The sequence below is a fragment of the Microbacterium sp. NPDC058062 genome (genome assembly GCF_042885375.1).
In the GTDB taxonomy this organism is placed as follows: domain Bacteria; phylum Actinomycetota; class Actinomycetes; order Actinomycetales; family Microbacteriaceae; genus Microbacterium; species Microbacterium trichothecenolyticum_C.
On record NZ_JBHVSC010000006.1, the window covers coordinates 184,069 to 208,086 of the forward strand.

Sequence of the window (24,018 nt, forward strand, 5' to 3'; positions counted from 1 at the left end):
CTTCCTCGGTCACGGCGTTCCGCGTACCCGGGCAGGTTCGGTCAGCGGGGGAGGCGCAGCATCCCGTCGGATGCCTCGGCGAGCCCGTCCCCGATGAGCGAGTCGATGGCGCGGTCGCGCTGCAGCGCGTCAGGCCAGTCCGGCACGACGTCGGCGAGCGGCACCGCGTGGGTCGCAGCATCCCTCAGCGTCTTCAGCACCGCGCCCCGCGCCTGCCGGTCGCTGCCCTCGTACCGCGCCTGCTTGCGTCGCTCGTCGCCCGTGTCGGGCCGGCCGGCGGCGAGCCAGGCGCAGCGGTCGCTGAGGGGACACGCCTCGCAGCGCGGGATGCGCGCGGTGCAGACCGTCGCGCCGAGCTCCATCGCCGCCGCGTTCACGACGGCCGCCGTCGTGCGGTCCGCGGGCAGGATCGCCTCCATCGCCGCGAGGTCGCGGCGCGACGGCGGCCCGGGCTGCGACCTGCCGTCGATGGCACGCGCGAGCACCCTTCGCGTGTTCGTGTCCACGACGGGATGCCGGTCGCCGTACGCGAAGACCGCCACGGCCCGAGCGGTGTAGTCGCCGATGCCGGTCAGCGCGAGCAGCGCGTCCACGTCGCGCGGGACGACGCCGTCGTGCCGGTCGCGGATCTCGACCGCCGCCCGGTGCAGCCACAGCGCCCGCCGCGGGTACCCCAGGTTCGCCCACTGTCGCACCGCGTCGGCGGGGGCGGCCGCCGCGAGGTCGCTCGGCGTCGGCCATCGCGTGAGCCACGCCTCGAGATGCGGGATGACGCGGTTCACGGGTGTCTGCTGCAGCATGAACTCGCTCACCAGCACGCCCCACGCCACGAATCCGGGCCGCCGCCACGGCAGGTCGCGCGCGTTCTGGCGGTACCACTCGACCAGGGGAGCAGCGAGGTCGGGCATGCCTTCCAGCGTAGGCGTCCGGGCGAGGCACGCTGCCCGCGCGCCGTAGGCTGGAAGCATGCGCCTGCCCGTCACTCCGACAACGACGCTGTGGCGCGACCTGCGCGACCGTGTGCGTCGGCGGTACCCCGCCGGCCGCGTGATCGTGGCGATCGACGGGCTCGACGGTGCGGGCAAGACGGTGTTCGCCGACGGTCTCGCCGAGGTGTTCGCCGAGACCGGCGACGCCGTGTTCCGCGCGGGGATCGACGGCTTCCACCGCCCTCGCACCGAGCGGTATCTGCGCGGGCGGCGCAGTCCGGAGGGCTTCTACCGGGACTCGTACGACTACGCCACGTTCCGCCGCGTGCTCATCGACCCGTTCCGCGACGGCGCGCAGACCGCAGGCACGACCGGCTTCCAGCTCACCGCGTTCGACGTCGCACGCGACGCTCCTGTCGAGTCGCAATGGGTCACCGCCCCGCTCGACGCGGTGCTCGTGGTCGACGGCATCTTCCTCAACCGTCCCGAACTGCAGGACCTGTGGGATTGGTCGCTGTGGCTCGATGTCCCCGTCGACGTCGCCTACGCCCGGATGGCGCTGCGTGACGACTCCGATCCCGACCCCGATGCCCCCTCGAACGCGCGCTACCGACAGGGACAGGAGATCTACCTGAACGAGGCGCACCCGCGGGACGCAGCATCCGTCATCGTCGACAACGCCGACCTCGCACACCCCCGGATCGTCGGGCGCAGCTGATGGCGGCACCCGGAATCCTGCTGGTCGACAAGCCCGGCGGCATCACCTCGCACGACGTCGTCGCTCGCGCGCGACGCGCACTCGGCACCCGCAAGATCGGCCATGCCGGCACGCTCGACCCCATGGCGACGGGCCTGCTCGTCCTCGGTGTCGAGGGCGCGACGAGGCTGCTGACCTTCGTGGTCGGGCTCGACAAGACGTACGAAGCGACCATCCGGCTCGGTGTCGCGACCGACACCGACGACGCCGAAGGCCAGACGGTGTCGACGACGGATGCCTCGTCCCTCGACTCCGCCGAGATCGCCGCCGGCATCGCCGCACTGACCGGGCGCATCTCGCAGGTGCCCAGCACCTACTCGGCCATCAAGGTCGACGGGCGCCGCGCCTACGACCTCGCCCGCGCGGGGGAGGAGGTGCAGCTCAAGGCCCGCGAGGTGACGGTGTCGCGCTTCGACGTCCTCGCCGAGCGCCGGTCGGGCGGCACCGTCGACCTCGACGTGGTCGTCGACTGCTCGAGCGGCACGTACATCCGCTCGCTCGCGCGCGACCTCGGCGCCGCACTCGGCGTCGGCGGTCACCTCACTGCGCTGCGGCGCACGCGGATCGGCCCGTTCGAGGTCCCGGAGGCTGCCGCCGTCGACGCGTTGGCCGACGCGCCGCTGCTCGGCCCCGCGGCCGCGGCGACCGCCGTTCTCGGCAGGTTCGACGTCACCGCGGATGAGGCGCGCGACCTCCGCCACGGCAAGCGACTGCTGGGCGCCGCAGAGCGCCTACCCGCCGATCCGACCGCCGCGATCGATCCGGACGGCGTGCTGGTCGGCATCGTCGAGCGCCGCGGCGCCGACGTGAAGAGTGCGATGAACATGCCCGAGGAGGCCGCCCGATGATCCTGTGGTTCACGATCGCGCAGGTCGCCGTCGCCGTCGCGGCCGGGCTGTTCTGCGTGATTGCCGGCCTCGCGGGTCGTCGCCCGAGCGACTGGACGGTCGGCTCGCTGGCGCTCGTCGAACTGCTGCTTCTGGTGCAGGTCGTGATCGCGATCGTCGCGCCGCTCACAGGCAACCCGCCGTCGGGGAGCCTGCTCGAGTTCTGGGTCTACCTCGTGTCGGCGGTGCTGCTGCCGTTCGCCGCGGTCGCGTGGGCGCTCCTCGAACGCAGCCGCTGGAGCACGGTGATCATGGGCATCGCGGCCTTGTCCATCGCGGTCATGGTGTGGCGCATGTACGTCATCTGGACCGTCCAGGTGGCCTGAGAAGCCGCGGCCTCGGCGACAAGAACTAAACTCGTCTGGTTATGTCGACCACTCCCGCTCGCCCCCGCATGACCGGCATCGGCCGCGTGCTCGTGATCCTCTACGCGATCATGGCCCTCGGCGCTACCGGTCGGTCCTTCGTGCAGATCGTCGAGCGCTTCGACGAGGCACCGGTCGCCTACACGCTGTCGGCGCTCTCCGCCGTCGTCTACATCGTCGCGACGCTCGCGCTCATCTTCGCCGGCCGTCGCGGCTGGTACGTCGTGGCGTGGGTGGCGATCGTGTTCGAGCTCGTCGGAGTGCTGGTCATCGGAACGCTGAGCCTCGTCATGCCGGAGCTCTTCGCCCACCCGACGGTGTGGTCGTGGTTCGGCATGGGCTACCTGTTCGTCCCGCTCGTGCTGCCGTTCCTCGGCATCTGGTGGCTCGCGACGCACCACCCCGCGGCCGAGGCGAAGACCCCCGCACCTGCGGCGGTCGCATCGTGATCGTCTTCCGCGATCCGAGCGAGGTGCCCGCGGGCTTCGGCCCCTCCGTCGTCGCGATCGGCAAGTTCGACGGCGTGCACTCGGGGCATCGCGCCGTTATCGACCGGGCGCGGGTGGATGCTGCGGCCTCCGGTGCGCGCGTCGTCGCGGTGACGTTCGACCGCAACCCGCTGGCGCTCCTGCGCCCCGAGATCTGCCCCGACAGTCTGGTGGGTGTGGAGCAGAAGCTCCGTCTGCTGGCAGACGCGGGCGTCGACGCGACGCTCATGCTCACGTTCGATCGGGCACTCGCCGACCTCGGCGCGCGGGAGTTCGTCGAGCACGTGCTCGTCGGCGCGCTCGGCGTGCGGATCGTGATGGTCGGCGCGGACTTCCGATTCGGCCGCGGCGGCGCCGGAAACCCCGAGCTGCTGCGCGAACTCGGCCCTGAGTTCGGCTTCGAGGTGGACGTCGTCGACGACGTGCGCGCCATCGACGCCGGCCGCCGCGTCTCGTCGACGTGGGTGCGGGAGCTGCTCGACGCCGGCGACGTCGGCGGCGCGACGCGTCTGCTCGGCCGCCCTCACTCCGTGCGCGGCGAAGTCGTCCACGGACTCAAACGCGGACGTGAGCTGGGCTTCCCGACCGCGAACCTCTCGGCCGACCTGGAGGGCTTCGTGCCCGCCGAGGGCGTCTACGCCGGATGGCTGGTGGACGAGGGGATGCCTCGGGACGGAGCATCCGAACCGCGCAGCAGCGTGCGATACCCCGCGGCGATCAGCATCGGAACGAACCCCACCTTCGACGATGTGACGGTCCGCCAGGTCGAGGCGTACGTGCTCGACGAGACCGACCTCGACCTCTACGGACACGTCGTCGAGATCGAGTTCGTGTCGCGGATCCGCGGTATGGTCGCGTTCGAGGGGATCGAGCCGCTCATCGCGCAGATGAGCGACGACATCGTGCGCGTGCGGCGCCAACTGACCTGACGCACCGGGCCGCGGCATCCGTCTGTTCGTCGGCACCATCCTCGACCCGTAGACCGGCGCACCCGCTCGCCCCTACGATCGAGGCGTGCACGCGCTGGACCTGCTGGCGGCCGCCGATGCCGCCGATTCCGTCAACCTGTGGGGTGCGCTGGGGTGCGCGGTCGCGTACTCCGCCTCGCTGCTCGCGACCCTCGACGCGTTCGCGGATCTCATCCTCGCGCGCGGCGACTCGCCGGCAGGGCGGCTGACACCGGGCATCGGCATGAAGTTCGCGTCGAAGCTCATCGCGGCCGCGATCGCGGTCGTGTCGGCGGCCATCGTGCTGGCGCTCGATGACAACTGGTTCGCGTTCACGACGCTGTCGATCGCGTTCATCGTGGTCGTGGGCATCGGCGTCTTCGTGCTGCTGCGGCACGCGAAGGTCACCGCATCGCCGCCGGCGGCGACGGGCGGTGGAGGCATCCGTCCAGCCTCCTGAGCCTGAACGCGATGCTCATGTGAGCAAAGTCTGTTCAGATGTTGGCGCCCGTCCGCGGTCTGTGTCAGCCTGGAGGAGACGACGGAAGGAGGATCGTGGACGCCGTCGACGAACTTCTCTCGATCCGCGCTGCCGAGCTCTACTACGAGGAGAACCTCACGCAGGAGGAGATCGGCCGCAATCTCCAGATCACGCGCTGGAAGGTCGGGCGCCTTCTCACCCAGGCGAAGGAAGAGGGTTTCGTCCGTATCGAGATCCTCCACTCCCGCGCGCGCCGGCCACAGCTGGAGCGACGCCTGCGCGACGAGCGCGGCCTGGCCGATGCCGTCGTGGTCTCGCGCGCGGGCGTCCGCAGCGAGGATGAGCTCCAGCAGCGTGTCGCGCAGGCGGCCGCCGACCACCTCGCAGGTCTCCGCCCGAGCCCGCGCGTGCTCGGTGTCAGCTGGGGGCGCACCCTCTCCGACATCGCACACCACCTGCGCGACGGCTGGTCGCGGGCCACCGACGTCGTGCAGATCAACGGCGGCGTCAGCATGAGTCAGCGTCCCGGCACCGCGGCGGCCACCGCGGTCAGCATCGCTCAGAAGGGCGGGGGCACGGCAGCGCTGCTGCCGAGTCCTGCGATCCTCGAGCAGCGCGCGACGAAGGAGGCCATCGAGGCCGACCGCGTCGTCGCCAGAGTGCTCGACGCCGCGGGCTCGGCGAACGCGTACCTGTTCAGCGCGGGCGCCGCCGACCACAGCTCCGTCCACGTCGACAGCGGCTACCTCACGACGGGCGACATCGATCGACTCGTCGCGGCGGGTGCCGTCGGCGACGTCGTCGGGCGGTACATCGACGCCGACGGACGCATCGTCGACGCCGATCTCGATGCCCGCACGGTCGGCCTGTCCCTCGATGATCTGCGGCGTGCCGACATCGCGATCGCCGCGATCGCCGGAACGCCCAAACGCGCGATCGCGGCCGCTGTCGTCGCCTCGCGCCTGTGCACCGTGCTCGTCACCGACGAATCGACCGCGCAGCACCTGCTCGACGGGTGACTCGCGGCGTCAGCATCCGATTTCTCGAACCCCAACGAAAGCCAGGTCAGGACATGTCAGGCACCTCCATCGTGACGCTGCCCGAGCGGGCCGTCGAGCTGCTCGGCGGGCAGCCCGACGACACGACGCTGCGCCGCTACCTCCACGGGCTCCCCGGGGTCGACGCGGTCGGCCTCGAGCAGCGCGCCGCCGCGCTCGGCACCCGCTCCATCAAGACGACGTCGAAGGCGTGGGCGCTCGACAAGATCATCGAGCTCATCGACCTCACCACCCTCGAAGGCGCCGACACCCCGGGCAAGGTGCGGTCGCTCGTCGCGAAGGCGCTCAACCCCGACGCCTCCGACCCCACGACCCCGCGCGTGGCCGCCGTCTGCGTCTACGGCGACATGGTGCCGTACGCCGTCGAGGCGCTGGGCGCCGCGCACGGCGACCCCGATGACGGGGGAGTGAGCGTCGCCGCCGTCGCCACCGCGTTCCCGAGCGGCCGTGCGTCGCTCGACATCAAGCTCGCCGACACCGCTGAGGCGGTCGCCCACGGCGCGGACGAGATCGACATGGTCATCGACCGTGGGGCTTTCCTCGCCGGGCGCTACGGGCTCGTCTTCGACCAGATCGCCCGAGTGAAGCAGGCCTGCCGTCGCGAGGACGGCTCGTACGCGTCGCTGAAGGTCATCCTCGAGACCGGCGAGCTCAACACCTACGACAACATCAAGCGCGCGTCGTGGCTCGCGATCCTGGCGGGCGGCGACTTCATCAAGACCTCGACCGGCAAGGTGCAGCCGGCGGCGACGCTGCCGGTCACGCTCCTCATGCTCGAGGTCGTGCGCGACTGGCACCGTGCGACCGGCGAGAAGGTCGGCGTGAAGCCGGCCGGCGGCATCCGCACGTCGAAGGACGCCATCAAGTACCTCGTGACCGTCGCCGAGACCGTGGGCGAAGAGTGGCTGCAGCCGCACCTGTTCCGCTACGGCGCATCCAGCCTCCTCAACGACGTGCTCCTGCAGCGTCAGAAGCTGAAGACCGGCCACTACTCCGGCGCCGACTACGTGACCATCGACTGAGCTTCGACGAGCACAGCTACCGAAGGACTGACATGAGTTTCCTCGAATACGCACCCGCCCCCGAATCCCGCGCCATCCTCAACCTGCGCGACGAGTACGGGCTGTTCATCGACGGCGAGTTCCGCCCCGGATCGGGCGAGTCGTTCGCCACGATCTCGCCGGCCGACGAGAAGCACATCGCGGCCATCGCCTCGGCGAGCGAGGCGGATGTCGACGCCGCCGTCGCCGCCGCGCGCCGCGCCTACGACAAGACGTGGTCGAAGATGAGCGGCCGCGACCGCGGGAAGTATCTCTTCCGCATCGCGCGTCTCGTCCAGGAGCGCGCCCGCGAGCTCGCCGTGGCGGAGAGCCTCGACAACGGCAAGCCCATCAAGGAGAGCCGCGACGTCGATGTTCCGCTGGTCGCCGCATGGTTCTTCTACTACGCCGGCTGGGCCGACAAGCTCGATTACGCCGGCCTCGGTGCCGACCCGCGCTCGTTGGGCGTCGCGGGGCAGGTGATCCCGTGGAACTTCCCGCTGCTCATGCTCGCGTGGAAGATCGCCCCGGCGCTCGCGGCGGGCAACACCGTCGTGCTGAAGCCAGCCGAGACCACGCCGCTGTCGGCGCTCATCTTCGCCGAGATCCTGCAGCAGGCCGATCTGCCCCCGGGCGTCGTCAACATCGTGACCGGCGCCGGCGCCACCGGCGCGGCCCTCGTGCGGCATCCCGATGTGAACAAGGTCGCCTTCACCGGCTCCACCGCCGTCGGGCGTGAGATCGCGAAAGCCGTCGCCGGCACCGACAAGAAGCTCACGCTCGAGCTCGGCGGCAAGGCCGCGAACATCGTGTTCGAGGACGCTCCCATCGATCAGGCGATCGAGGGCATCGTCAACGGCATCTTCTTCAACCAGGGGCACGTCTGCTGCGCCGGCAGCCGCCTGCTCGTGCAGGAGTCGATCCACGACGAGGTCGTCGACCGGCTGAAGGACCGCCTGTCCACGCTGCGCCTCGGCGACCCGCTCGACAAGAACACCGACATCGGAGCCATCAACTCGCGCGAGCAGCTCGACCGCATCAAGGAGCTGAGCAAGGTCGGCGAGGAAGAAGGCGCCGAGCGCTGGAGCGCGCCGTGCGTCATCCCCGACAACGGCTTCTGGTTCGCGCCGACGATCTTCACGAACGTGCAGGCGTCGCACCGCATCGCGCGCGACGAGATCTTCGGTCCGGTGCTCTCCGTGCTGACGTTCCGCACGCCCGCCGAGGCGATCGAGAAGGCCAACAACACGCCCTACGGCCTGTCGGCCGGCATCTGGACCGACAAGGGCTCGCGCATCCTGGCCGTCGCCGACCGCCTTCGCGCGGGCGTGGTGTGGGCGAACACGTTCAACCGGTTCGACCCGTCGTCGCCGTTCGGCGGCTACAAGGAGTCCGGCTACGGCCGCGAGGGCGGCCGCCACGGACTCGCCGCTTACCTCAAGGGCGCGCCCGCCGTCGGAACCGGCGCCGCCCGCGTCGAAGCGGGCCGTTCGAAGAAGGAGGTCTCGGCATGAGCAAGCGACTGACCGTTCCCAAGACGTACAAGCTCTACATCGGCGGCGCCTTCCCGCGCAGCGAGTCGGGTCGCACCTACGAGGTGGCGACGCCGAAGGGCGACTTCCTCGCGAACGCCGCGCTCGCCTCCCGCAAGGACGCCCGCGATGCCGTCGTGTCAGCCCGCGGCGCCGTCAAGGGCTGGTCGGGTGCCACCGCGTACAACCGCGGTCAGGTGCTCTACCGCGTCGCCGAGATCCTCGAGGGTCGTCGGGCGCAGTTCGTGGACGAGATCGTGCAGCAGACGGGCGTCTCCGCCGCGGTCGCCGGCGCCGAGGTCGACGAGTCGATCGACCGCTGGGTCTGGTACGCCGGCTGGTGCGACAAGTTCGGGCAGGTCGCCGGTAACGGCAACCCCGTCGCCGGTCCGTACTTCAACATCTCGGTGCCCGAGCCGACCGGGGTCGTGGGCGTCATCGCCCCGCAGGACACCGCGCTCGTCGGCCTGGTCTCGGCCATCGCGCCTGCGCTCGTCACCGGCAACTCGGTCGTCGTCGTCGCGTCGCAGCGGTACCCCCTCTCGGCCATCTCGCTCGCCGAGGTGCTCGCGACCAGCGACGTGCCCGGCGGAGTCGTCAATGTGCTCACCGGGTCGCCGGCCGAGATCGCCCCGTGGCTCGCGTCGCACCCCGACGTGCACGCGCTCGACCTCGTCGGCGCCGGCGAGCTCGACTGGATCGACCTCCAGATCGCCGCGGCCGAGACGCTGACGCGCGTGCTTCCTCCCGAGAACGGAACGGATGCTGCGGCCCCGAGCCTCGCTCGCATCAGCGCGTTCACCGAGACCAAGACCGTCTGGCACCCGAAGAGCCTCGTCTGACGATCAGGCGACGCCTGCGAAAGGCCCCGCTTCCCTCCCCGGCGGAGGGGGCGGGGCCTCGGCGTTTCGTGGGCTACGCGAACATCTGGCGCAGCACCTCGATGTCGCCGACGTCGAGCGCCTGCTTGATGAGGTCGGCGTGGGCGGGATTGGGGAACAGGCCGGACAGGCGGTCCGTGAAGATCGCGCGCATGGCCTGGAGGTCGCCCGCCTGGGCCGCACTGCTCATCGCTTCGATCGCGAGCTGGTACGGGATCTGCTGGTAGCCGGCAGGGGCCCCGGCGGGGTTGAAGTACGGAATCCACGGGATGGAGCCGTCCGGGTGGAGCAGCAGCATCTCGCCGGGCTGGATGGTGCGGGTGTGGTTGAGGGTCGCGATGGTGAGCGCGTTCGCGATGCAGAATCGATCGCCGATCGCGTACAGCGCGTCACCGGGCTCGACGGTGTAGGTCACCACCCGGCCGTCGTCGTCCAGGCCGGCGGTGCCTGCGGCGAGGTCGCGTGCGCCCCGGTCCACCAGGTCTCCGCTCAGGCTGGCGCTCATTCCGCCGAGGTGGATCCACGCCGGGTTCTCGCACCCGGCAGGACTGTCCTTGGGGATCGCGGTGCCGTTGCCGACGTACACGTAGCCGTCGCCCAGCTCCTCGATCATCTTCTGGCCGATCGGGTCGTCCTCGTCCGACGGAGGCTCGACGCTCGGCTCCTCGGTCGGCTGGAAGATCGCCCAGGATGACACCTCTGCGTACGCGGCCGAGACGGTCGGGACGGCGAGGGCGACGAGGCCGCCGACGGCGAGCACGGCGACGCCCGTGGTGATCTTGGCGGCGAGGTTCATGTGAACCCCAACGTACTGGGACTGGGTGTCCCAAAGCCAGGGTTCGGGCTTCAGCGCAGCTCGAGGCCGCCCCACTGGCCGGGCTCGCGGAGTTCGCCGTAGTGCACGTCGACGTCGTCCGTCGACACCGAGGCGACGCACGCCAGAAGTGACAGGGTCGGGTAGCCGAGCGGGCGGTTGTCGCGGATGATCGCACCGTCGTCCGTGGGTGCGAGCTCGGCCGAGCGCTCAAGCACTTCGACCCACGGCATCCACCATCGTCCGTCCACGGCAGGCGCCGTCGACTGGAACTCGCCCAGCCACCGGGCGATCCGGGGTGTGCCGCTGTCGTCGACGTCGTCGTGCGCGATCATGTGCGTGCCGGGTTCCAGCTCCGTCGTGCGGAGGGCGACGCCGTCCCACGTGAGCACACGCGCGTGCGCGCCGTCGACCTCGACGAGATTGAAACCGTGCGTCGCGGGCTCGCCGGCGGGGGAGCGGCCCGCGACCGCGTCGAGCACGATGCCGCCGCGCGACACGAGCTCGGATTCGGGGCGCGTCGACTCGTCTGCGCGGTTGAGGAGCACCGCGAGGCGGCCGGCCGCCGGATCGGCCGCGAGCCAGGCGCCGCCCGCGCGCACATCGCGCACGCCGACGACGCCGTCGTGCGCCTCGGGCCACCAGCGGCCGAGCGGGTTCCACGGCCGTTCGGGATCCTCGTCGCGGATCGCGAGCACGCGCGTGGGCTCTTCCGGCGACTCGGGGACGCGGATCACGACGGTGCACATTGCGGCGCTCCTCGGGTGGGTCGTACGGCGCGTGGGCCGGGTGTTCGGGCAGTCGTGCCAAGATCGGAGGGTGTTCGTCGTGGTCGGGGTCACCGGTGGCATCGCCGCCTACAAGACGGTTCAGCTCGTGCGCCTGCTCGTCAAGGACGGGCACGAGGTCCACGTCGTCCCCACGGAGGACGCGCTGCGCTTCGTGGGGATGCCGACCTGGGAGGCGATCAGCCGTCACCCCGTGACGACCTCCGTCCACGACGACGTCGCACGGGTTCGTCACGTCGCGCTCGGCCAGGCGGCCGACCTCGTGATCGTGGCGCCCGCGACGGCGAACACCTTGGCGAAGATGACCGCGGGGCTCGCGGACGACCTCCTCGGAACGACCCTACTCGCCACCACGGCACCGGTCGTCGTGGCGCCCGCGATGCACACCGAGATGTGGCGACACCCCTCGACGGTCCACAACATGGCGGTCCTGCGCGAGCGCGGCGTCATCGTGGTCGGCCCGGCGGACGGCGAGCTCACCGGCGGCGACAGCGGACCGGGACGGATGTCGGAGCCCGAGGTCATCGTCGAAGCCGCGCTCGCCGCGGCTGAAGGCGGCGCCGGCGACCTGCGCGGACTGCGCGTCGTCGTGAGCGCCGGCGGCACCCGCGAACCGATCGATCCCGTCCGCTACATCGGCAACCGCTCCAGCGGACGGCAGGGCGTCGCCGTCGCCCTCTCCGCCGCGGAGCGCGGAGCCGACGTCGTGCTCGTCGCCGCCCACGTGGACGACGGCGTGCTGGCCGCGGCATCCGCTCGTCCCGGTCTGCGGGTCGTGCGCGCGGGCACCGCGGCGGAGCTCGGCGAGGCCGTCGCGGCGGAAGCGGGAGCGGCCGATGTCATCGTGATGGCGGCCGCCGTCGCCGACTACCGCGTGGCCGAGGTGTCGCCGCTCAAGCGCTCCAAGGAGTCGGCTCCGGTCGGCGGCATCACGCTCGACCTGATCGAGAACGACGACATCCTCGCGGGACTCGTCCGGCGTCGGCACGAGGGGCAGACGATCGTCGGATTCGCGGCCGAGACGCCCGGTGACGGCGAGACCCTCCTCGACCGAGGGCGCCGCAAGGCAGCGCGCAAGAGGGCCGATCTGCTCGCGGTGAACGAGGTGGGCTGGTCGAAGGGATTCGAGGCCGCCGACAACGCCGTCACGATCATCGGCGCCGACGGCGAGGTCATCGGTGCCCGGCGAGGGAGCAAGGAAGACGTCGCCGAAGCCCTCTGGGACGCGGTCCGCATGGTGCGCGAAAGCCAAGCCAAAACAAAGTAACGAATAAGTAACGGCGCATGTAGAGTGGTCCGCACCACGTCGACGATGACGTGGGTACGACCCCCGGAGGACATGCCCGATGCCCTACTCCGCGGCATCCGATCGCGCCCGCGACCGGATCCACGCCCTGTCCGTCATGTGCGTCCTCGCGATCGCGAGCCTGGTGATCGCCTTCCTCGGCGCCACTCCTGCGCGCGTGAGTTCGCGCGAGCTGATGGGGGACGAGCGGACGCCGGGAGAAGCCGCGTTCATCGCCAGCCATCGCGGGGGAGCGGCGACCGCGCCCGAGAACACGCTGCCCGCCATCACCGCCGCGCTCGCGGCCGGGTTCGACTACGTCGAAGTCGACGTCGCGCTCACCGCCGACCGGCAGCCCGTGCTCATGCACGACAAGACGGTCGATCGCACCACCGACGGTCACGGGCGGCTCGCCTCCCTCAGCCTGGCCGAGGTGAAGGCCCTCGACGCCGGCGCCTGGTTCGACCGCGGCTTCGCCGGCACTCCGGTCCCCACCTTCGTGGAGTTCCTCGACGCGCTCGTCGCCGCCGACGGGCGCGCGATCGTGGAGCTGAAGGGCGAATGGGATGCCGTGGCCGTCGACGCGGCGGTCGCCGAGGTCGTCGCGCGCGGCCTCGAGCGCCGCATCGTCTTCGCGAGCTTCGATGCGCGGACGCTCGCGCTCGCCGCGGCCGGATCGGACGTGCTGTCGCGGCTGCTCATCCTGAAGCAGCTCCCGTCGGACGTCGTGAGCGCGGTCGCCGAGGCCGGAGCGCGCGGTGTCGTCGTGAACCGCAAGGCGGTGCTCGCGCGGCCGGGCATCGTCGATGAGCTCCACGCCGCAGGTGCACGCGTGGTCGTCTACACGCTCAACGACGACTCCCAGTGGGACGAGGTCACCGCGCTCGGCGTCGACGGCATCGTCACCGACGACCCGCACACGCTGTCCGAGTGGCAGAGCGCCTACGCCGGCCCGTGACGCCTGTGCTCGTGCGCGCGGCGTGGCCCCCGGCATCCGTCCGCCCGTCTCGTTAGGGTCGAAGGCGCGTCGCCCCTCAGTCTTCCGCGGCGCGCGAGAGGTGGCGTGGGAATGGTCGTGCAGAGCCGGTTGACGCGGATCGTGATCGGGTGCGTCGCGCTCACGGCCCTGGCGGCTGTCGTCACCGGATGCCGGCCCGAGTCCGAGGCGACGCCCTCGAGCAGTCCCTCGATCACGATGAAGGACCAGACGCCGGATCCGTCTCCGACCCCGGTCGAGACCGAGAAGCCCCAGGCCGATTTCGAGGTGCCCGGCGCGTGCGAGGAGATCTACTCCGCTGCGATGCTCGCGCAGCTGCAGTCGGCGAACCCGCCCCTCAACGACCCGGGCGTGACGATGCTCTCGACGGAGAACGCCGACCTGCTCGAGATCATCCACGGCGGTGCGCCGACGCTGCGCTGCTCGTGGGGGCAGCCGAGTGAGTTCGGGCTCGCGACCAACGTGACCGCGGTCGACGCCGATCAGGAGAAGGCCGTGCTCGCGGCGCTGCCTGTGGCGGGCTTCGGCTGCGAAGCGCTCGGCGACGGCACCGTGTGCCGCATCGAGCAGAAGGGCGTGACGCTCGACGACAAGGAGTACACCCGCGGCGAGACCCACTACGTCGGCGGCGGCGGACTCGTGACGACGGCGTGGATCAACTTCGCCCCCGAGGGGTACACCGAAGACATCGTGGCGACGGTCTGGGGCTGAGTCCCGCGTTTTCCCGCGCGGGTTTGCCCCGTTCCGGGGTCCGTTCCCCTAGAATGGTGCGCGGGGAACCGCTGACGATGTCGCAGCTCGCAGAAGCGAGTGCCCGCGACCGCCGGTGGCCAATCCCTGATCCCGCGTTCGCGACGGCGTTCGCGCCGCCCGCGGGAGCACGCAGAACCATCGGTGTCATCCGATTCCCGCCGGACCCCCTATCCGGCATTCACGCTCAGGAGGAGCATGCCGACCACGGCACCCGCCCAGACGGCGCAGCGTCGCCGCAAGTCCTCGTCCGCGCGCCGCGACGACGAGGCCCCCATCATCCCGATCCTCGCCCGCAAGGTGCGCGAGGTCGAGGCGAAGGCCCAGCGCGGCAAGCTGGGGCCGACGAACCGCGTCAAGTTCCAGGTCATCGCCTTCCTCGTCCGCGAGGAGCGGGCGCGTGTGAAGGGCGACACGGAGCTGACGGATGCTGCGCGCGCCGAGTTGCTGAAGCGGCTCGACGGCGTCGCCACCATCCTCGCGAAGACCGCTGCGCGCGACACCTCGCTCATCCAGCTGCTCGAGGTCGACCAGGCCACCTCTCCTGTCGCCCGGCGCATGCGCCGTGACTGGCTGCTGGAGTCGGGTGCCGAGCTGGCGCCGGACGAGCTCATCATCACCGACGTCGCCCCGGTCGTCGCGACCGTCGTGCCGGCCGCGCTCGCGGAGCGTCAGGTCGTGCCGCAGCAGGTCGAGGCGCGACGCGAGTCCAACCCGTTCCTCGCGCCCGACCTCACGGCCCGCGCTCCGAAGCAGACGCCGCGCCGGCGCCTGGACAGCTGGGAGCTCATGGGCCCGTTGTACAAGGCGTTCGAGACGGGTGCCGGCGGCGCCGCCGCCTCGATGGACCTCCCGCCGGTCCCCGAGTTCGACCGCCTGTCGCCGAAGGGCCTCGAGGTCATGCCGCACCAGTCGCGGTTCCTCGAGTCGGTGCGCGCCGGCCACCGGACGTTCCTCCTCGCGGACGAGCCGGGCCTCGGCAAGACGGCGGAGTCGGTGCTCGCAGCATCCGTCGCGGGTGCGTATCCGCTCCTCGCGGTCGTCCCGAATGTCGTGAAGATGAACTGGGCGCGCGAGGTGGAGCGCTGGACGCCCCACCGCCGTGCCACGGTGATCCACGGCGACGGTGAGGGCATCGACGCGTTCGCCGACGTGTTCATCGTCAACTACGAGATCCTCGACCGCCACCTGTCGTGGCTCAGCTCGATCGGGCTGAAGGGCATGGTCGTCGACGAGGCGCACTTCATCAAGAACCTCACCTCGCAGCGCTCGCAGAACGTGCTGGCGCTCGCGACGCGCATCCGCGAGCAGACGCCCAACCCGCTGCTGCTCGCCCTCACCGGTACGCCGCTGATCAACGACGTCGAGGACTTCGACGCGATCTGGCGCTTCCTCGGCTGGACCACCGGCGAGAAGCCCGGCCCGGTGCTGATGGAGAAGCTCGACGAGACCGGGCTCACGCCAGCCGACAAGGCGTTCTATCCCGAGGCGCGCGACGCGGTCATCTCGATGGGCATCGTGCGGCGCAAGAAGAAAGATGTCGCGGCCGACCTGCCCGACAAGCTCATCGCCGACCTCCCCGTGGAGCTCGACGACGAGTTCGGTCGCTCGATCCGCCAGGCCGAGCGCGAGCTCGGTGAGCGTCTCGCCGCGAAGTACCGTCGCATCATCGAAGCGCGCGGCGACCGTGGCCACGGCCCCGGCCACATCGACGAGGACATCGTCCGCTTGGTGGCGCACAACGAGCTCGAAGAGTCGAAGGCCGCCGGCACCGGCTCGGAGAACGTCTTCACCATGGTGCGCAAGATCGGCCAGGCCAAGGCTCAGCTCGCCGCCGATTACGCCGTGCAGCTGCAGCGTTCGGTCGGCAAGGTCGTGTTCTTCGCCAAGCACATCGACGTCATGGACACCGCCGAGGCGCACTTCGCGGCCGCCGGACTCAAGACGGTGTCGCTGCGCGGCGACCAGGCCACCACGGCCCGCCAGCAGGCGATCGACGCGTTCAACAACGATCCCGACGTGGGCATCGCGGTCTGCTCGCTCACCGCGGCGGGCGTCGGCGTGAACATGCAGGCGTCGTCGAACGTCGTGCTGGCGGAGCTGTCGTGGACGGCTGCCGAGCAGACGCAGGCGATCGACCGCGTGCACCGCATCGGCCAGGACGAGCCCGTGACCGCGTGGCGCATCATCGCCGCCCACACGATCGACACCAAGATCGCCGAGCTCATCGACTCGAAGCAGGGACTCGCGGCCCGCGCGCTCGACGGCGAGGCCGTCGACCCGCAGTCGAGCGACTCGGTGCAGCTGTCGGCGCTCATGCACCTGCTGCGTCAGGCGCTCGGCGCCGCGTAACACGCGATTCGACAGGGGCGGTGCGATTTCGCACCGCCCCTTCGTCGTCTGCAGGAGCGTGATCCCGGCCCGCTAGGGTGGCGGGATGTCTGTCGACGCCGACGTCCTGCTGGCGGGCCCGCGCGGCCGTCGCCTGTGCCTGGAGTATGCGCTGGCGTGCGCGTCCCGGGCCGAGACGACCGAGAGCCGTGCGGCTGCGAACACGATCTGGTGGGCGGCCGGCGCCTTCGAGACGAACGGCACCACGATCGTGCTCCGCTCCCGCGGCGACAGGACCCGGTACGACCCGCCGACGGCATCACCCGCGGACGCGGCCGCGGCGCTCGACGTGATCGAGCTCGACGCCCCGACTCCCGCGACGCTGCGCGATGCGCTCGCGGCATCGGTGCAGGCGGCGATGTACTGGCAGGAGCCGGACGGGCGTGATCTGCTGTGTGCGACCGACGACGTTCGTGCGGCCCTTCGCCGCGTCGCGGCGTTCCTCTCCGGCTCGCCCCTCGCCGGGTGGTGGAGTGACGGTGTCGCGGAGGGCGACCAGTGGGCCGTGCCGTGGGACGGTGCCGGTCGGGCCTCCCCGGATGTCGCGATGGACCTGCGCGGGTGGCACGAGCGGACGCTCGCCGACAACGCCCTCGCCGTTCGCGAGCGCCCCGACGATCCTGCCGCGCCGTGGAGTGGTCCGTGGTGGTCGATCCCGCCGACCTCTCTCGTGCGGACGACCCGAGGGCTCGCCGGCGACGGGCCGGCGGGACTCTGGTTCGTCGAGGACTCCTTCGGCGAGGACGCCGCCTCGGCGACGCCCGTCGACGTGTACCCGGCGCGCGTGGTCGAGATCGACGGTCCGGAGGACTGGGCGCGGCTGTGCGCGCAGCATCCACTCGATGTCACCGCCTCGCGACGGCAGGACTGGTACCGCGTCACCGGGCTAGACCGCCGGTGGATCATCCCCGACTGGGTCGCCGTCGCCGCTGAGGCGGACGCCGTCCATCTCAGCGTCGCGGGATACCTGTCGACCGCCACACGGCTCGTCGAGGTCGACGGGGGAGGGGCGTCGGTGCTCGCCGGATGGAACCCCGACGAGACGTTCTGGTTCCGCGGGACCTCGGCACGCCCGGCGGGCGCGCAGCGCTGGCGGCGCGAAAACGATGTCTGGGAACGCGTCGCGGACTGACCCCGCCTGGACCCGCGGGCCCCGTGTGGCAGGCCAGGCCATCCGGCACTAGTGTCAGGGGAGGCAGCGACGCCGACCCTCTTCACCGACCCGACAGCGAGGAACACAGCAATGAAGATCGGCATCCTGACGAGCGGCGGCGACTGCCCCGGGCTCAACGCAGTGATCCGTGGCGTGGTGCTCAAGGGCACGACGAACTACGACCTCGAGTTCGTCGGCATCCGCGACGGCTGGCGCGGTGTGGTCGACGGCGACTTCTTCCCGCTGACCCGGCACGAGGTGAAGGGCCTGTCGAAGGTCGGCGGCACGATCCTCGGCACTTCGCGCACGAATCCGTACGAAGGACCGCGCGGCGGCGCCGAGAACATCGCCAAGACGATGTACGGCCACCGCCTCGACGGCATCATCGCGATCGGCGGCGAGGGAACCCTCGCGGCCGCGAACCGCCTCTCGAACGACGGCATCAACGTGCTCGGCGTCCCGAAGACGATCGACAACGACCTGCGCGCCACCGACTACTCGTTCGGCTTCGACACCGCCGTCAACATCGCGACGGACGCGATGGATCGCCTCCGCACCACCGGCGACTCGCACCAGCGGTGCATGGTCGCCGAGGTGATGGGCCGCCACGTGGGCTGGATCGCCCTGCACGCCGGCATGGCCGCGGGCGCCCACGCCATCTGCATCCCCGAGGTGCCGATGTCGATCGATGAGATCACCGCGCTCGTCTCGAAGGCGCACGATCGCGGCCGCGCTCCGCTCGTGGTCGTGTCGGAGGGCTTCACCCTGACCGGTATGGACGAGGCTTACAGCGACAAGGGGCTCGACGCGTTCAACCGCCCGCGCCTCGGCGGCATCAGCGAGATCCTCGCGCCCGAGATCGAGCGCATCACGGGCATCGAGACCCGCGCGACGGTGCTCGGCCACATCCAGCGCGGCGGCTCGCCGTCGGGCTTCGACCGCGTGCTCGCGACACGCCTGGGCCTCCACGCCGCCGACGCGGTCGTCGACGGCGCGTGGGGTCAGATGGTCGCGATGCGCGGCACCGACATCGTGCGCGTCCCGTTCGCCGACGCGCTCGGCGAGCTCAACACCGTTCCGCTCTACCGCTACGAAGAGGCCGCCGCGCTCTTCGGCTGACACTGCGCGAGGGGATGACGGATGCCTCGGCCCGAGGCATCCGTCCGCACCCCTGACGTGACGCTCGCACGCGTGCCACGATGGCGTCGTGGCTGGGGTGGCCGTGAGTCCCGTGCTGATCGGACGCCAGGGGGAGTTCGAGGCGCTCCGCCGCGCGCTCGCGGACGGCCGAGCCGGACTTCCCCGCGCGATCGTGATCCGCGGCGAGGCGGGGATCGGCAAGACCCGGCTCGTCCAGGAGGCGATCCTGTCGTTGCGGGCCGACGCAGCGGCAGACGATCCGCCGGTGGTGGTGGCGACGGCTCAGTGCGTCGACGGTGGTGACGGTGCTCCGCCGTTCCACGCGCTGCGGGGACTGGTCCGTGATCTGCGGGCAGGTGTGGGCGACGTGCTGCTCGACAGCGCGGCGGCATCGCCGGGTGTGCGGCGCACTCTGGGCGTGCTGGTCCCGGAACTCGCGGAATCCGCGGCGACGGTCGCGCCCGAATCGATCGAACCTTCCTCCGACCTCGTCTCGGACACGATCGAGACCGTCGTGGAGCGCCTCAGCGAGCGGTTCCACGTCGTGGTCGTCGTCGAGGACCTGCACTGGGCGGACGCCCTCACGGCATCCTTCGCCTCGCTGCTCGCGATCACCCTCCGTGGTCGGCACCTCAGCGTCGTCCTGACCTATCGGTCCGACGAGATCGCGGGCCGGCCCGCGCTGTCGGGCGTCGTGGCGCTCGAGGCCCGGCGGGACATCGAGCACGTGGAGCTCGCGCGGCTCTCCGGCGCGGAGGTCGGCAGCCAGGTCGAGGCGATCGCGCCAGGCCGGTTCTCCGGTGCGGACGCCGACGCGATCGCCGCACGCAGCGGCGGGGTGCCGTTCTTCGTCGAGGAGCTCGTCTCGCTCGAGGGGGAGGAGCTGCCCGGGGCGCTTCGCGACCTGCTGCTTCTCCGATACCGCAGCGCATCGCCGGGGGCACGGCAGATCGTCGCGCTGCTCTCCGTCGGCGGCGACGACGTCGACCACGACATCCTCCTGCGGGTGTCGGGAAGAGATCGTGCGGTCCTCGACGACGGTGTCCGGGAGGCGCTCGAGCGAGGGCTCATCGCGGTGACGGCGACCGGCTACGGGTTCCGCCACGCCCTGCTGCGGGAGGCCGTTTACGGTGACGTTCTGCCCGGCGAGCGTCGCGATGCCCACCGCGTCTACGCCGACGCGCTCGAGGGCGCCGGCGCATCGTTCTCGACGCTGGCCGCGGTCGCCGAGCATCGGGCGAGGGCCGGAGACGTTCCGGCTGCGTTCGACGCCACGGTGCGGTGTCTCGCTCAACCCGGTTCCGAACTCGCGCCGTCTACGACAGCGGCGCTCTGGCGCCGCCTCGCCGACTGGTGGGACGTCGTCCCCGATGCGCAAGACCGGGTCGGCGGTGCATCCCGGATGGAGATGCTGCGACGGGCCGCGGAATACCTCTGGCACGCCGGCGACTACCTCGAGGCGCGTGCGCTCGTGACGACCGCGCTCGCGCTTCCGGGCCCGAGCGATCCGGTCGAACGTGCCGCCGCGCTGTGGTGGCTCGTGATGTGCGAAGGATGGATCACGAACCGGGCCGACGAAGTGGCACTCGTGGAGGCCGAAGGGCTCCTCACCGGGCGCGAGGAGCCCGCCGCCCGGGCGCTGCTCGCGCTCGTCAGAAGCCTGCTCGGCCGCCACGACATCGACGCTCTGCAGTCGGCGGTCGTGATCGCTCGTGACGCGGGGGATCCCGCGACGCTCGCGATATGCCTGACGAACCTGGCCGGGAGGTTCGCGTTCGAGGGCAAACTGGATCTCGCCGCCGCCGCGGGGCGCGAGGCATTCGCGGTGGCGAATGGTGCGGCGGAACGCCACCGCGCTCGGATGGTGCTCGCCGATGTCGCGTTCTTCGAAGGGCGTTATGAGGAGGCGCTCCAGCTCTACGCCGTGATGCTCCGCGAGGCGCTCGACGCCGGACGCGAGCGCGGCCACGGCGCCGTCGCGATGCTTCTGATGGGCCAGGTGCTCCTTCCGCTCGGCCGCGTCGACGAGAGCGCGGCGCAGGCGCGCCGTGCCCTGCAGCTCGTCGTGGTGCCACTCGACCGATCAGCAGCGCTGCGCATCCTCGCGGAGGTCGACCTGTGGGCCGACCGGCCGGATGCCTACGCCGAGAAGCGTCGCCTGACCCGCGACGAGATGCCCGAGGTGTTCGACGTGCCCGACGAGGACGCCGGATGGCGCCGGCTGGACCTGCTCGAGCGGCTCGTCCGGATCTCGGACGAGCACGACGGGCGCCGCAAGCTCGATCTGCTCCCGGGTGCCCTCGAGCTCGAGACGGTCCTGCGCACCTCCGAGACGCAGTCGTGGGTGCGCCCGTGGGGACTTCCGCTGCGGGCCTGGCTGGTCGCGGAGGCCGACAGCGTGCAGGGCATGGACGCCTCCATCGACCGCGGCGTCGACGGCGTACGTGAAGAGGCCGAGGCGGTCGCCTCCGAGCTCGAGGATGGTGGCGCGCTCACTCCGCTCGTCGCCTGTGCCGCTGCCGAGCTTGCGACGGATGCCACGCCCCCGGCCCGCGTGACCGCGTGGCGGGCAGCGCTCGCCGCGGCGCGCGACGGCCACGGCCTCCCCATCCAGTTCGCGCATCGCGCCAGGCTGCGACTCGCCGAAGCGCTGGTCGCGTCCGGTGACCGAGCGGGCGCGGATGCGGCGCTCGCGGAGCTCCGGGATCAGATTCCGGCGACGGGTGACACGCTGTTCGCCCGATGGGCCGACGAACTCTCGGCCCGTGCCGGTCTGGGCGGCGACCCGGGCACGAGGATCGCCTCGCTCACCGAACGCGAGTCACAGGTTCTCGAGCTCGTCGCGCGCGGCATGACCAATCCGCAGATCGGCCGCGAGCTCTTCATCAGCCCGAAGACGGCGTCGATCCACGTGTCGTCGATCCTCACGAAGCTCGGCGTGGCCAACCGCACGGAGGCCGCCGCGTTCGCCCGCGAGGCTCGCCCCTGACGGGAGCCGGCCCGCCGCTGTCGTCGAACCCGAGGGATCCTGCCGAGACCGAGGACGTCGCCCCCGGTCTCGGCCGAGATCCCCGGTCTCGAGATCGTCGCGCCGGATCAGGCGTCGGCGACGCCGAGCACGTCCAGCAGCCACGCCAGCTCGAACGCGCGCTCGCGCCACGCGTTGTAGCGGCCCGAGACGCCGCCGTGACCGGCGACCATCTCGCACTTGAGCAGGGCGTCGGCGCCGACCTCGCGCAGGCGTGCGACCCACTTCGCCGGCTCGACGTACAGGACCCGGGTGTCGTTGAGCGACGTGACGGCGAGGATGCGCGGGTAGGCAGCATCCGTCCGCACGTTCTCGTACGGCGAGTACGACTTCATGTAGGCGTAGACGTCGGCGTTGTGCAGCGGGTCGCCCCACTCGTCCCACTCGATCACCGTCAGCGGCAGTGACGGATCGAGGATCGTGGTCAGCGCGTCGACGAACGGCACGTCGGCGAGCACACCCGCGAAGAGCTCGGGCGCGATGTTCGCGACCGCGCCCATCAGCAGGCCACCGGCCGAGCCGCCCTCGGCGACGAGCTGCGAGGCCGTCGTGTACCCGTTGTCGATGAGGTGCAGCGCGCTGTCGACGAAGTCCGTGAACGTGTTGCGCTTGTTGAGGAGCTTGCCGTCCTCGTACCACTGGCGGCCCATCTCGCCGCCGCCGCGCACGTGGGCGACGGCGAAGACGACGCCTCGGTCGAGCTCCGACAGGCGCGGCACCGAGAAGCCGGGCTCGATCGAGTGCTCGTACGAGCCGTAGCCGTAGAGGTGGACGGGGCGCGGTGCCACGCCGGCGTCGCCGAACGAGCGCTTGTAGACGAGCGAGATCGGGATCTGCGTGCCGTCCTGGGCGGTCGCCCACACGCGGGCCTGCGCGTAGTCGTCGGGCTCGTAGCCGCCGAGCACCGGCTGGCGCTTGCGCAGGTACAGCTCGCGCGTGGCGACGTCGAGGTCGTACACGGTGCCGGGGGTGACGAACGAGCCGTAGCCGAGGCGCAGCAGGGGAGGAGCCCACTCGGGGTTGCCCCCGGTGCCCACCGAGTACAGCGGCTCGTCGAAGGTGATCTCGTCGACGCCGCCCGTCGCGTAGTCGAGCATGCCGAGACGCGCGAGCCCGCCGCGGCGGTAGCCCACGACGCCCCAGTCGCGGAACGTCGACACGCCCAGCAGGCGCTCGCCGGGACGGTGAGGGATGACGACGGAGCGGTCGCCGGACGGATCGGATGCTGCCACCCGCACGAGCTCGAAGTCCAGGGCTCCGTCGTTGTGGAGGATGAACAGCACGTCCTCGCCGTCGACGACCGCGTGCTCGGAGTCGTATTCGACGCCCTCGGTCCGCGGCCACACCACGCGCGGCTCGCCACGGAGGTCGTCGGCATCCAGCAGCCATTCCTCGCTCGTGATCGAAGAGCCGAGGCCGATCACGAGGAAGCGGTCGCTGCGCGTGAACCCGGCGCCCACCCAGTACTTCTCGTCGGGCTCGTGGAAGAGCTTCGCGTCGTCGGCGACGGCCGTGCCGAGCTCGTGCAGCCAGACGGTGTCGGGGCGCCACGCGTCGTCGACGGTCGTGTAGACGATGAAGCGGCCGTCGGGGGAGAAGGTCGCGCCCGCGAAGGTGTCGGGGATCTCGTCGGGGAGCTGCTCGCCCGTCACGAGGTTGCGCACGCGCACCGTGTAGCGCTCGTCGCCCGCGACGTCGACGCCGTAGAGCATGAGCGTGCCGTCGTTGGAGACCTCGAAGCTTCCGAGCGAGAAGAACTCGTGGCCCTCGGCCTCGACGTTGCCGTCGAGGAGGATCTGCTCGCCCGCGACCTCGACGTCGGGGGAGAGCTCAGGGGGCGTCCAGTCGTCGGCGGATGCGAGCGGGGCGCGGCACTGGATGCCGTACTGCTTGCCTTCGAGCGTGCGGCCGTAGTACCACCACTCGCCGCGGCGGGTCGGCACCGACAGGTCGGTCTCGAGCGTGCGGCCCTTGATCTCTCCGAAGATGCGCTCGCGCAGGCCCTCGAGGTGCGCCGTGCGCTGCTGCGTGTACGCGTTCTCGGCCTCGAGGTGCGCGATGACGGCCGAATCCTCCTTCTCGCGGAACCACTCGTACCGGTCTTCGACGTCGTCGCCGTGATGGGATCGGACGATCGGACGGATGCCGGCGACAGGGGCGGACGGGGCGGGTGCGGAGTCGCTGAGAGTCACCGTTCCACGCTAGTCGTCTCCGAGTTGACCGTCAGGGTCGCCGATGTAGGATTCTTCCTGGCCGGTTGCCGGTTCCTGAACTCTTGGTGAACTGTTCGTTCGTCGCGCCGATCTC

The 24,018-nt window shown here is 71.1% G+C and carries 21 protein-coding genes; 17 read left to right on the forward strand and 4 right to left on the reverse strand.

Annotated elements, in window-relative coordinates; translation table 11 throughout:
* Positions 1-41 precede the first annotated feature (41 nt).
* Positions 42-908, reverse strand: a complete 867-nt coding sequence (locus tag ACFVSU_RS19085; protein WP_387146616.1) for an A/G-specific adenine glycosylase — start codon at positions 906-908, stop codon at positions 42-44.
* A gap of 58 nt (positions 909-966) precedes the next feature.
* On the opposite strand from ACFVSU_RS19085, the gene ACFVSU_RS19090 reads away from it, so the two are divergent.
* From ACFVSU_RS19090 to ACFVSU_RS19135, 10 genes are all read left to right on the forward strand, one after another.
* Complete coding sequence (locus tag ACFVSU_RS19090; protein WP_387146619.1) at positions 967-1,647, forward strand: uridine kinase; 681 nt, start codon at positions 967-969, stop codon at positions 1,645-1,647.
* Positions 1,647-2,534 carry a tRNA pseudouridine(55) synthase TruB gene (gene truB / locus ACFVSU_RS19095; RefSeq protein ID WP_387146622.1) on the forward strand — a complete coding sequence of 296 codons (888 nt, stop codon included), beginning with the start codon at positions 1,647-1,649 and terminating at the stop codon, positions 2,532-2,534. The genes ACFVSU_RS19090 and truB overlap by 1 nt, the downstream gene beginning before the upstream one ends.
* Complete coding sequence (locus tag ACFVSU_RS19100) at positions 2,531-2,899, forward strand: hypothetical protein (RefSeq protein ID WP_045296346.1); 369 nt, start codon at positions 2,531-2,533, stop codon at positions 2,897-2,899. Before truB ends, ACFVSU_RS19100 begins: the two co-directional genes overlap by 4 nt.
* Before the next feature lie 41 nt (positions 2,900-2,940).
* On the forward strand, positions 2,941-3,387 hold the full coding sequence (locus ACFVSU_RS19105) for a hypothetical protein (RefSeq protein ID WP_387146625.1): 447 nt from the start codon (positions 2,941-2,943) through the stop codon (positions 3,385-3,387).
* Complete coding sequence (locus tag ACFVSU_RS19110) at positions 3,384-4,355, forward strand: bifunctional riboflavin kinase/FAD synthetase (RefSeq protein ID WP_387146628.1); 972 nt, start codon at positions 3,384-3,386, stop codon at positions 4,353-4,355. The genes ACFVSU_RS19105 and ACFVSU_RS19110 overlap by 4 nt, the downstream gene beginning before the upstream one ends.
* Positions 4,356-4,440: 85 nt before the next feature.
* Positions 4,441-4,833: a hypothetical protein gene (locus ACFVSU_RS19115; protein ID WP_310289739.1), complete on the forward strand. Its 393-nt coding sequence runs from the start codon at positions 4,441-4,443 to the stop codon at positions 4,831-4,833.
* A gap of 95 nt (positions 4,834-4,928) precedes the next feature.
* Positions 4,929-5,873: a sugar-binding transcriptional regulator gene (locus ACFVSU_RS19120; RefSeq protein ID WP_387146631.1), complete on the forward strand. Its 945-nt coding sequence runs from the start codon at positions 4,929-4,931 to the stop codon at positions 5,871-5,873.
* Between the two features lie 53 nt (positions 5,874-5,926).
* Complete coding sequence (gene deoC / locus ACFVSU_RS19125) at positions 5,927-6,934, forward strand: deoxyribose-phosphate aldolase (protein ID WP_387146634.1); 1,008 nt, start codon at positions 5,927-5,929, stop codon at positions 6,932-6,934.
* 32 nt (positions 6,935-6,966) lie between these two features.
* Positions 6,967-8,466, forward strand: coding sequence for an aldehyde dehydrogenase family protein (locus tag ACFVSU_RS19130; protein ID WP_387146637.1), 1,500 nt, complete (start codon positions 6,967-6,969; stop codon positions 8,464-8,466).
* A complete protein-coding gene (locus tag ACFVSU_RS19135; RefSeq protein WP_387146640.1) occupies positions 8,463-9,326 on the forward strand; it encodes an aldehyde dehydrogenase family protein in 864 nt (287 codons plus the stop codon). Before ACFVSU_RS19130 ends, ACFVSU_RS19135 begins: the two co-directional genes overlap by 4 nt.
* 73 nt (positions 9,327-9,399) lie before the next feature.
* Here ACFVSU_RS19135 and ACFVSU_RS19140 read toward each other — a convergent pair whose 3' ends face one another.
* The gene (locus tag ACFVSU_RS19140; RefSeq protein WP_387146643.1) at positions 9,400-10,161 is read right to left on the reverse strand and encodes a hypothetical protein; all 762 of its coding nucleotides are present in this window, start codon (positions 10,159-10,161) and stop codon (positions 9,400-9,402) included.
* A 50-nt stretch (positions 10,162-10,211) separates the two neighbouring features.
* Positions 10,212-10,928 (reverse strand): NRDE family protein, encoded by a 717-nt coding sequence (locus ACFVSU_RS19145; RefSeq protein ID WP_387146646.1) that lies wholly within the window; start codon positions 10,926-10,928, stop codon positions 10,212-10,214.
* Between the two features lie 70 nt (positions 10,929-10,998).
* Here ACFVSU_RS19145 and coaBC point away from each other — a divergent pair, with 70 nt between their 5' ends.
* The 7 genes from coaBC (at position 10,999) to ACFVSU_RS19180 (ending at position 21,672) form a co-directional block, all read left to right on the forward strand.
* On the forward strand, positions 10,999-12,234 hold the full coding sequence (gene coaBC, locus ACFVSU_RS19150) for a bifunctional phosphopantothenoylcysteine decarboxylase/phosphopantothenate--cysteine ligase CoaBC (protein ID WP_387146649.1): 1,236 nt from the start codon (positions 10,999-11,001) through the stop codon (positions 12,232-12,234).
* Between the two features lie 79 nt (positions 12,235-12,313).
* A complete protein-coding gene (locus tag ACFVSU_RS19155; RefSeq protein WP_387146652.1) occupies positions 12,314-13,210 on the forward strand; it encodes a glycerophosphodiester phosphodiesterase in 897 nt (298 codons plus the stop codon).
* Between the two features lie 111 nt (positions 13,211-13,321).
* Positions 13,322-13,960 (forward strand): hypothetical protein, encoded by a 639-nt coding sequence (locus ACFVSU_RS19160; protein ID WP_387146655.1) that lies wholly within the window; start codon positions 13,322-13,324, stop codon positions 13,958-13,960.
* Between the two features lie 237 nt (positions 13,961-14,197).
* Positions 14,198-16,351: a DEAD/DEAH box helicase gene (locus ACFVSU_RS19165; protein WP_387146658.1), complete on the forward strand. Its 2,154-nt coding sequence runs from the start codon at positions 14,198-14,200 to the stop codon at positions 16,349-16,351.
* A gap of 85 nt (positions 16,352-16,436) precedes the next feature.
* Complete coding sequence (locus ACFVSU_RS19170; RefSeq protein ID WP_387146661.1) at positions 16,437-17,522, forward strand: hypothetical protein; 1,086 nt, start codon at positions 16,437-16,439, stop codon at positions 17,520-17,522.
* Positions 17,523-17,633: 111 nt separating this feature from the next.
* On the forward strand, positions 17,634-18,662 hold the full coding sequence (locus ACFVSU_RS19175) for an ATP-dependent 6-phosphofructokinase (RefSeq protein WP_387146664.1): 1,029 nt from the start codon (positions 17,634-17,636) through the stop codon (positions 18,660-18,662).
* An 88-nt stretch (positions 18,663-18,750) separates the two neighbouring features.
* Positions 18,751-21,672, forward strand: a complete 2,922-nt coding sequence (locus ACFVSU_RS19180; protein WP_387146667.1) for a LuxR C-terminal-related transcriptional regulator — start codon at positions 18,751-18,753, stop codon at positions 21,670-21,672.
* 107 nt (positions 21,673-21,779) lie between these two features.
* Here the strand turns inward: ACFVSU_RS19180 and ACFVSU_RS19185 are convergent, their stop codons facing one another.
* Positions 21,780-23,903 (reverse strand): S9 family peptidase, encoded by a 2,124-nt coding sequence (locus ACFVSU_RS19185; protein WP_387146670.1) that lies wholly within the window; start codon positions 23,901-23,903, stop codon positions 21,780-21,782.
* Positions 23,904-24,018: the final 115 nt, after the last annotated feature.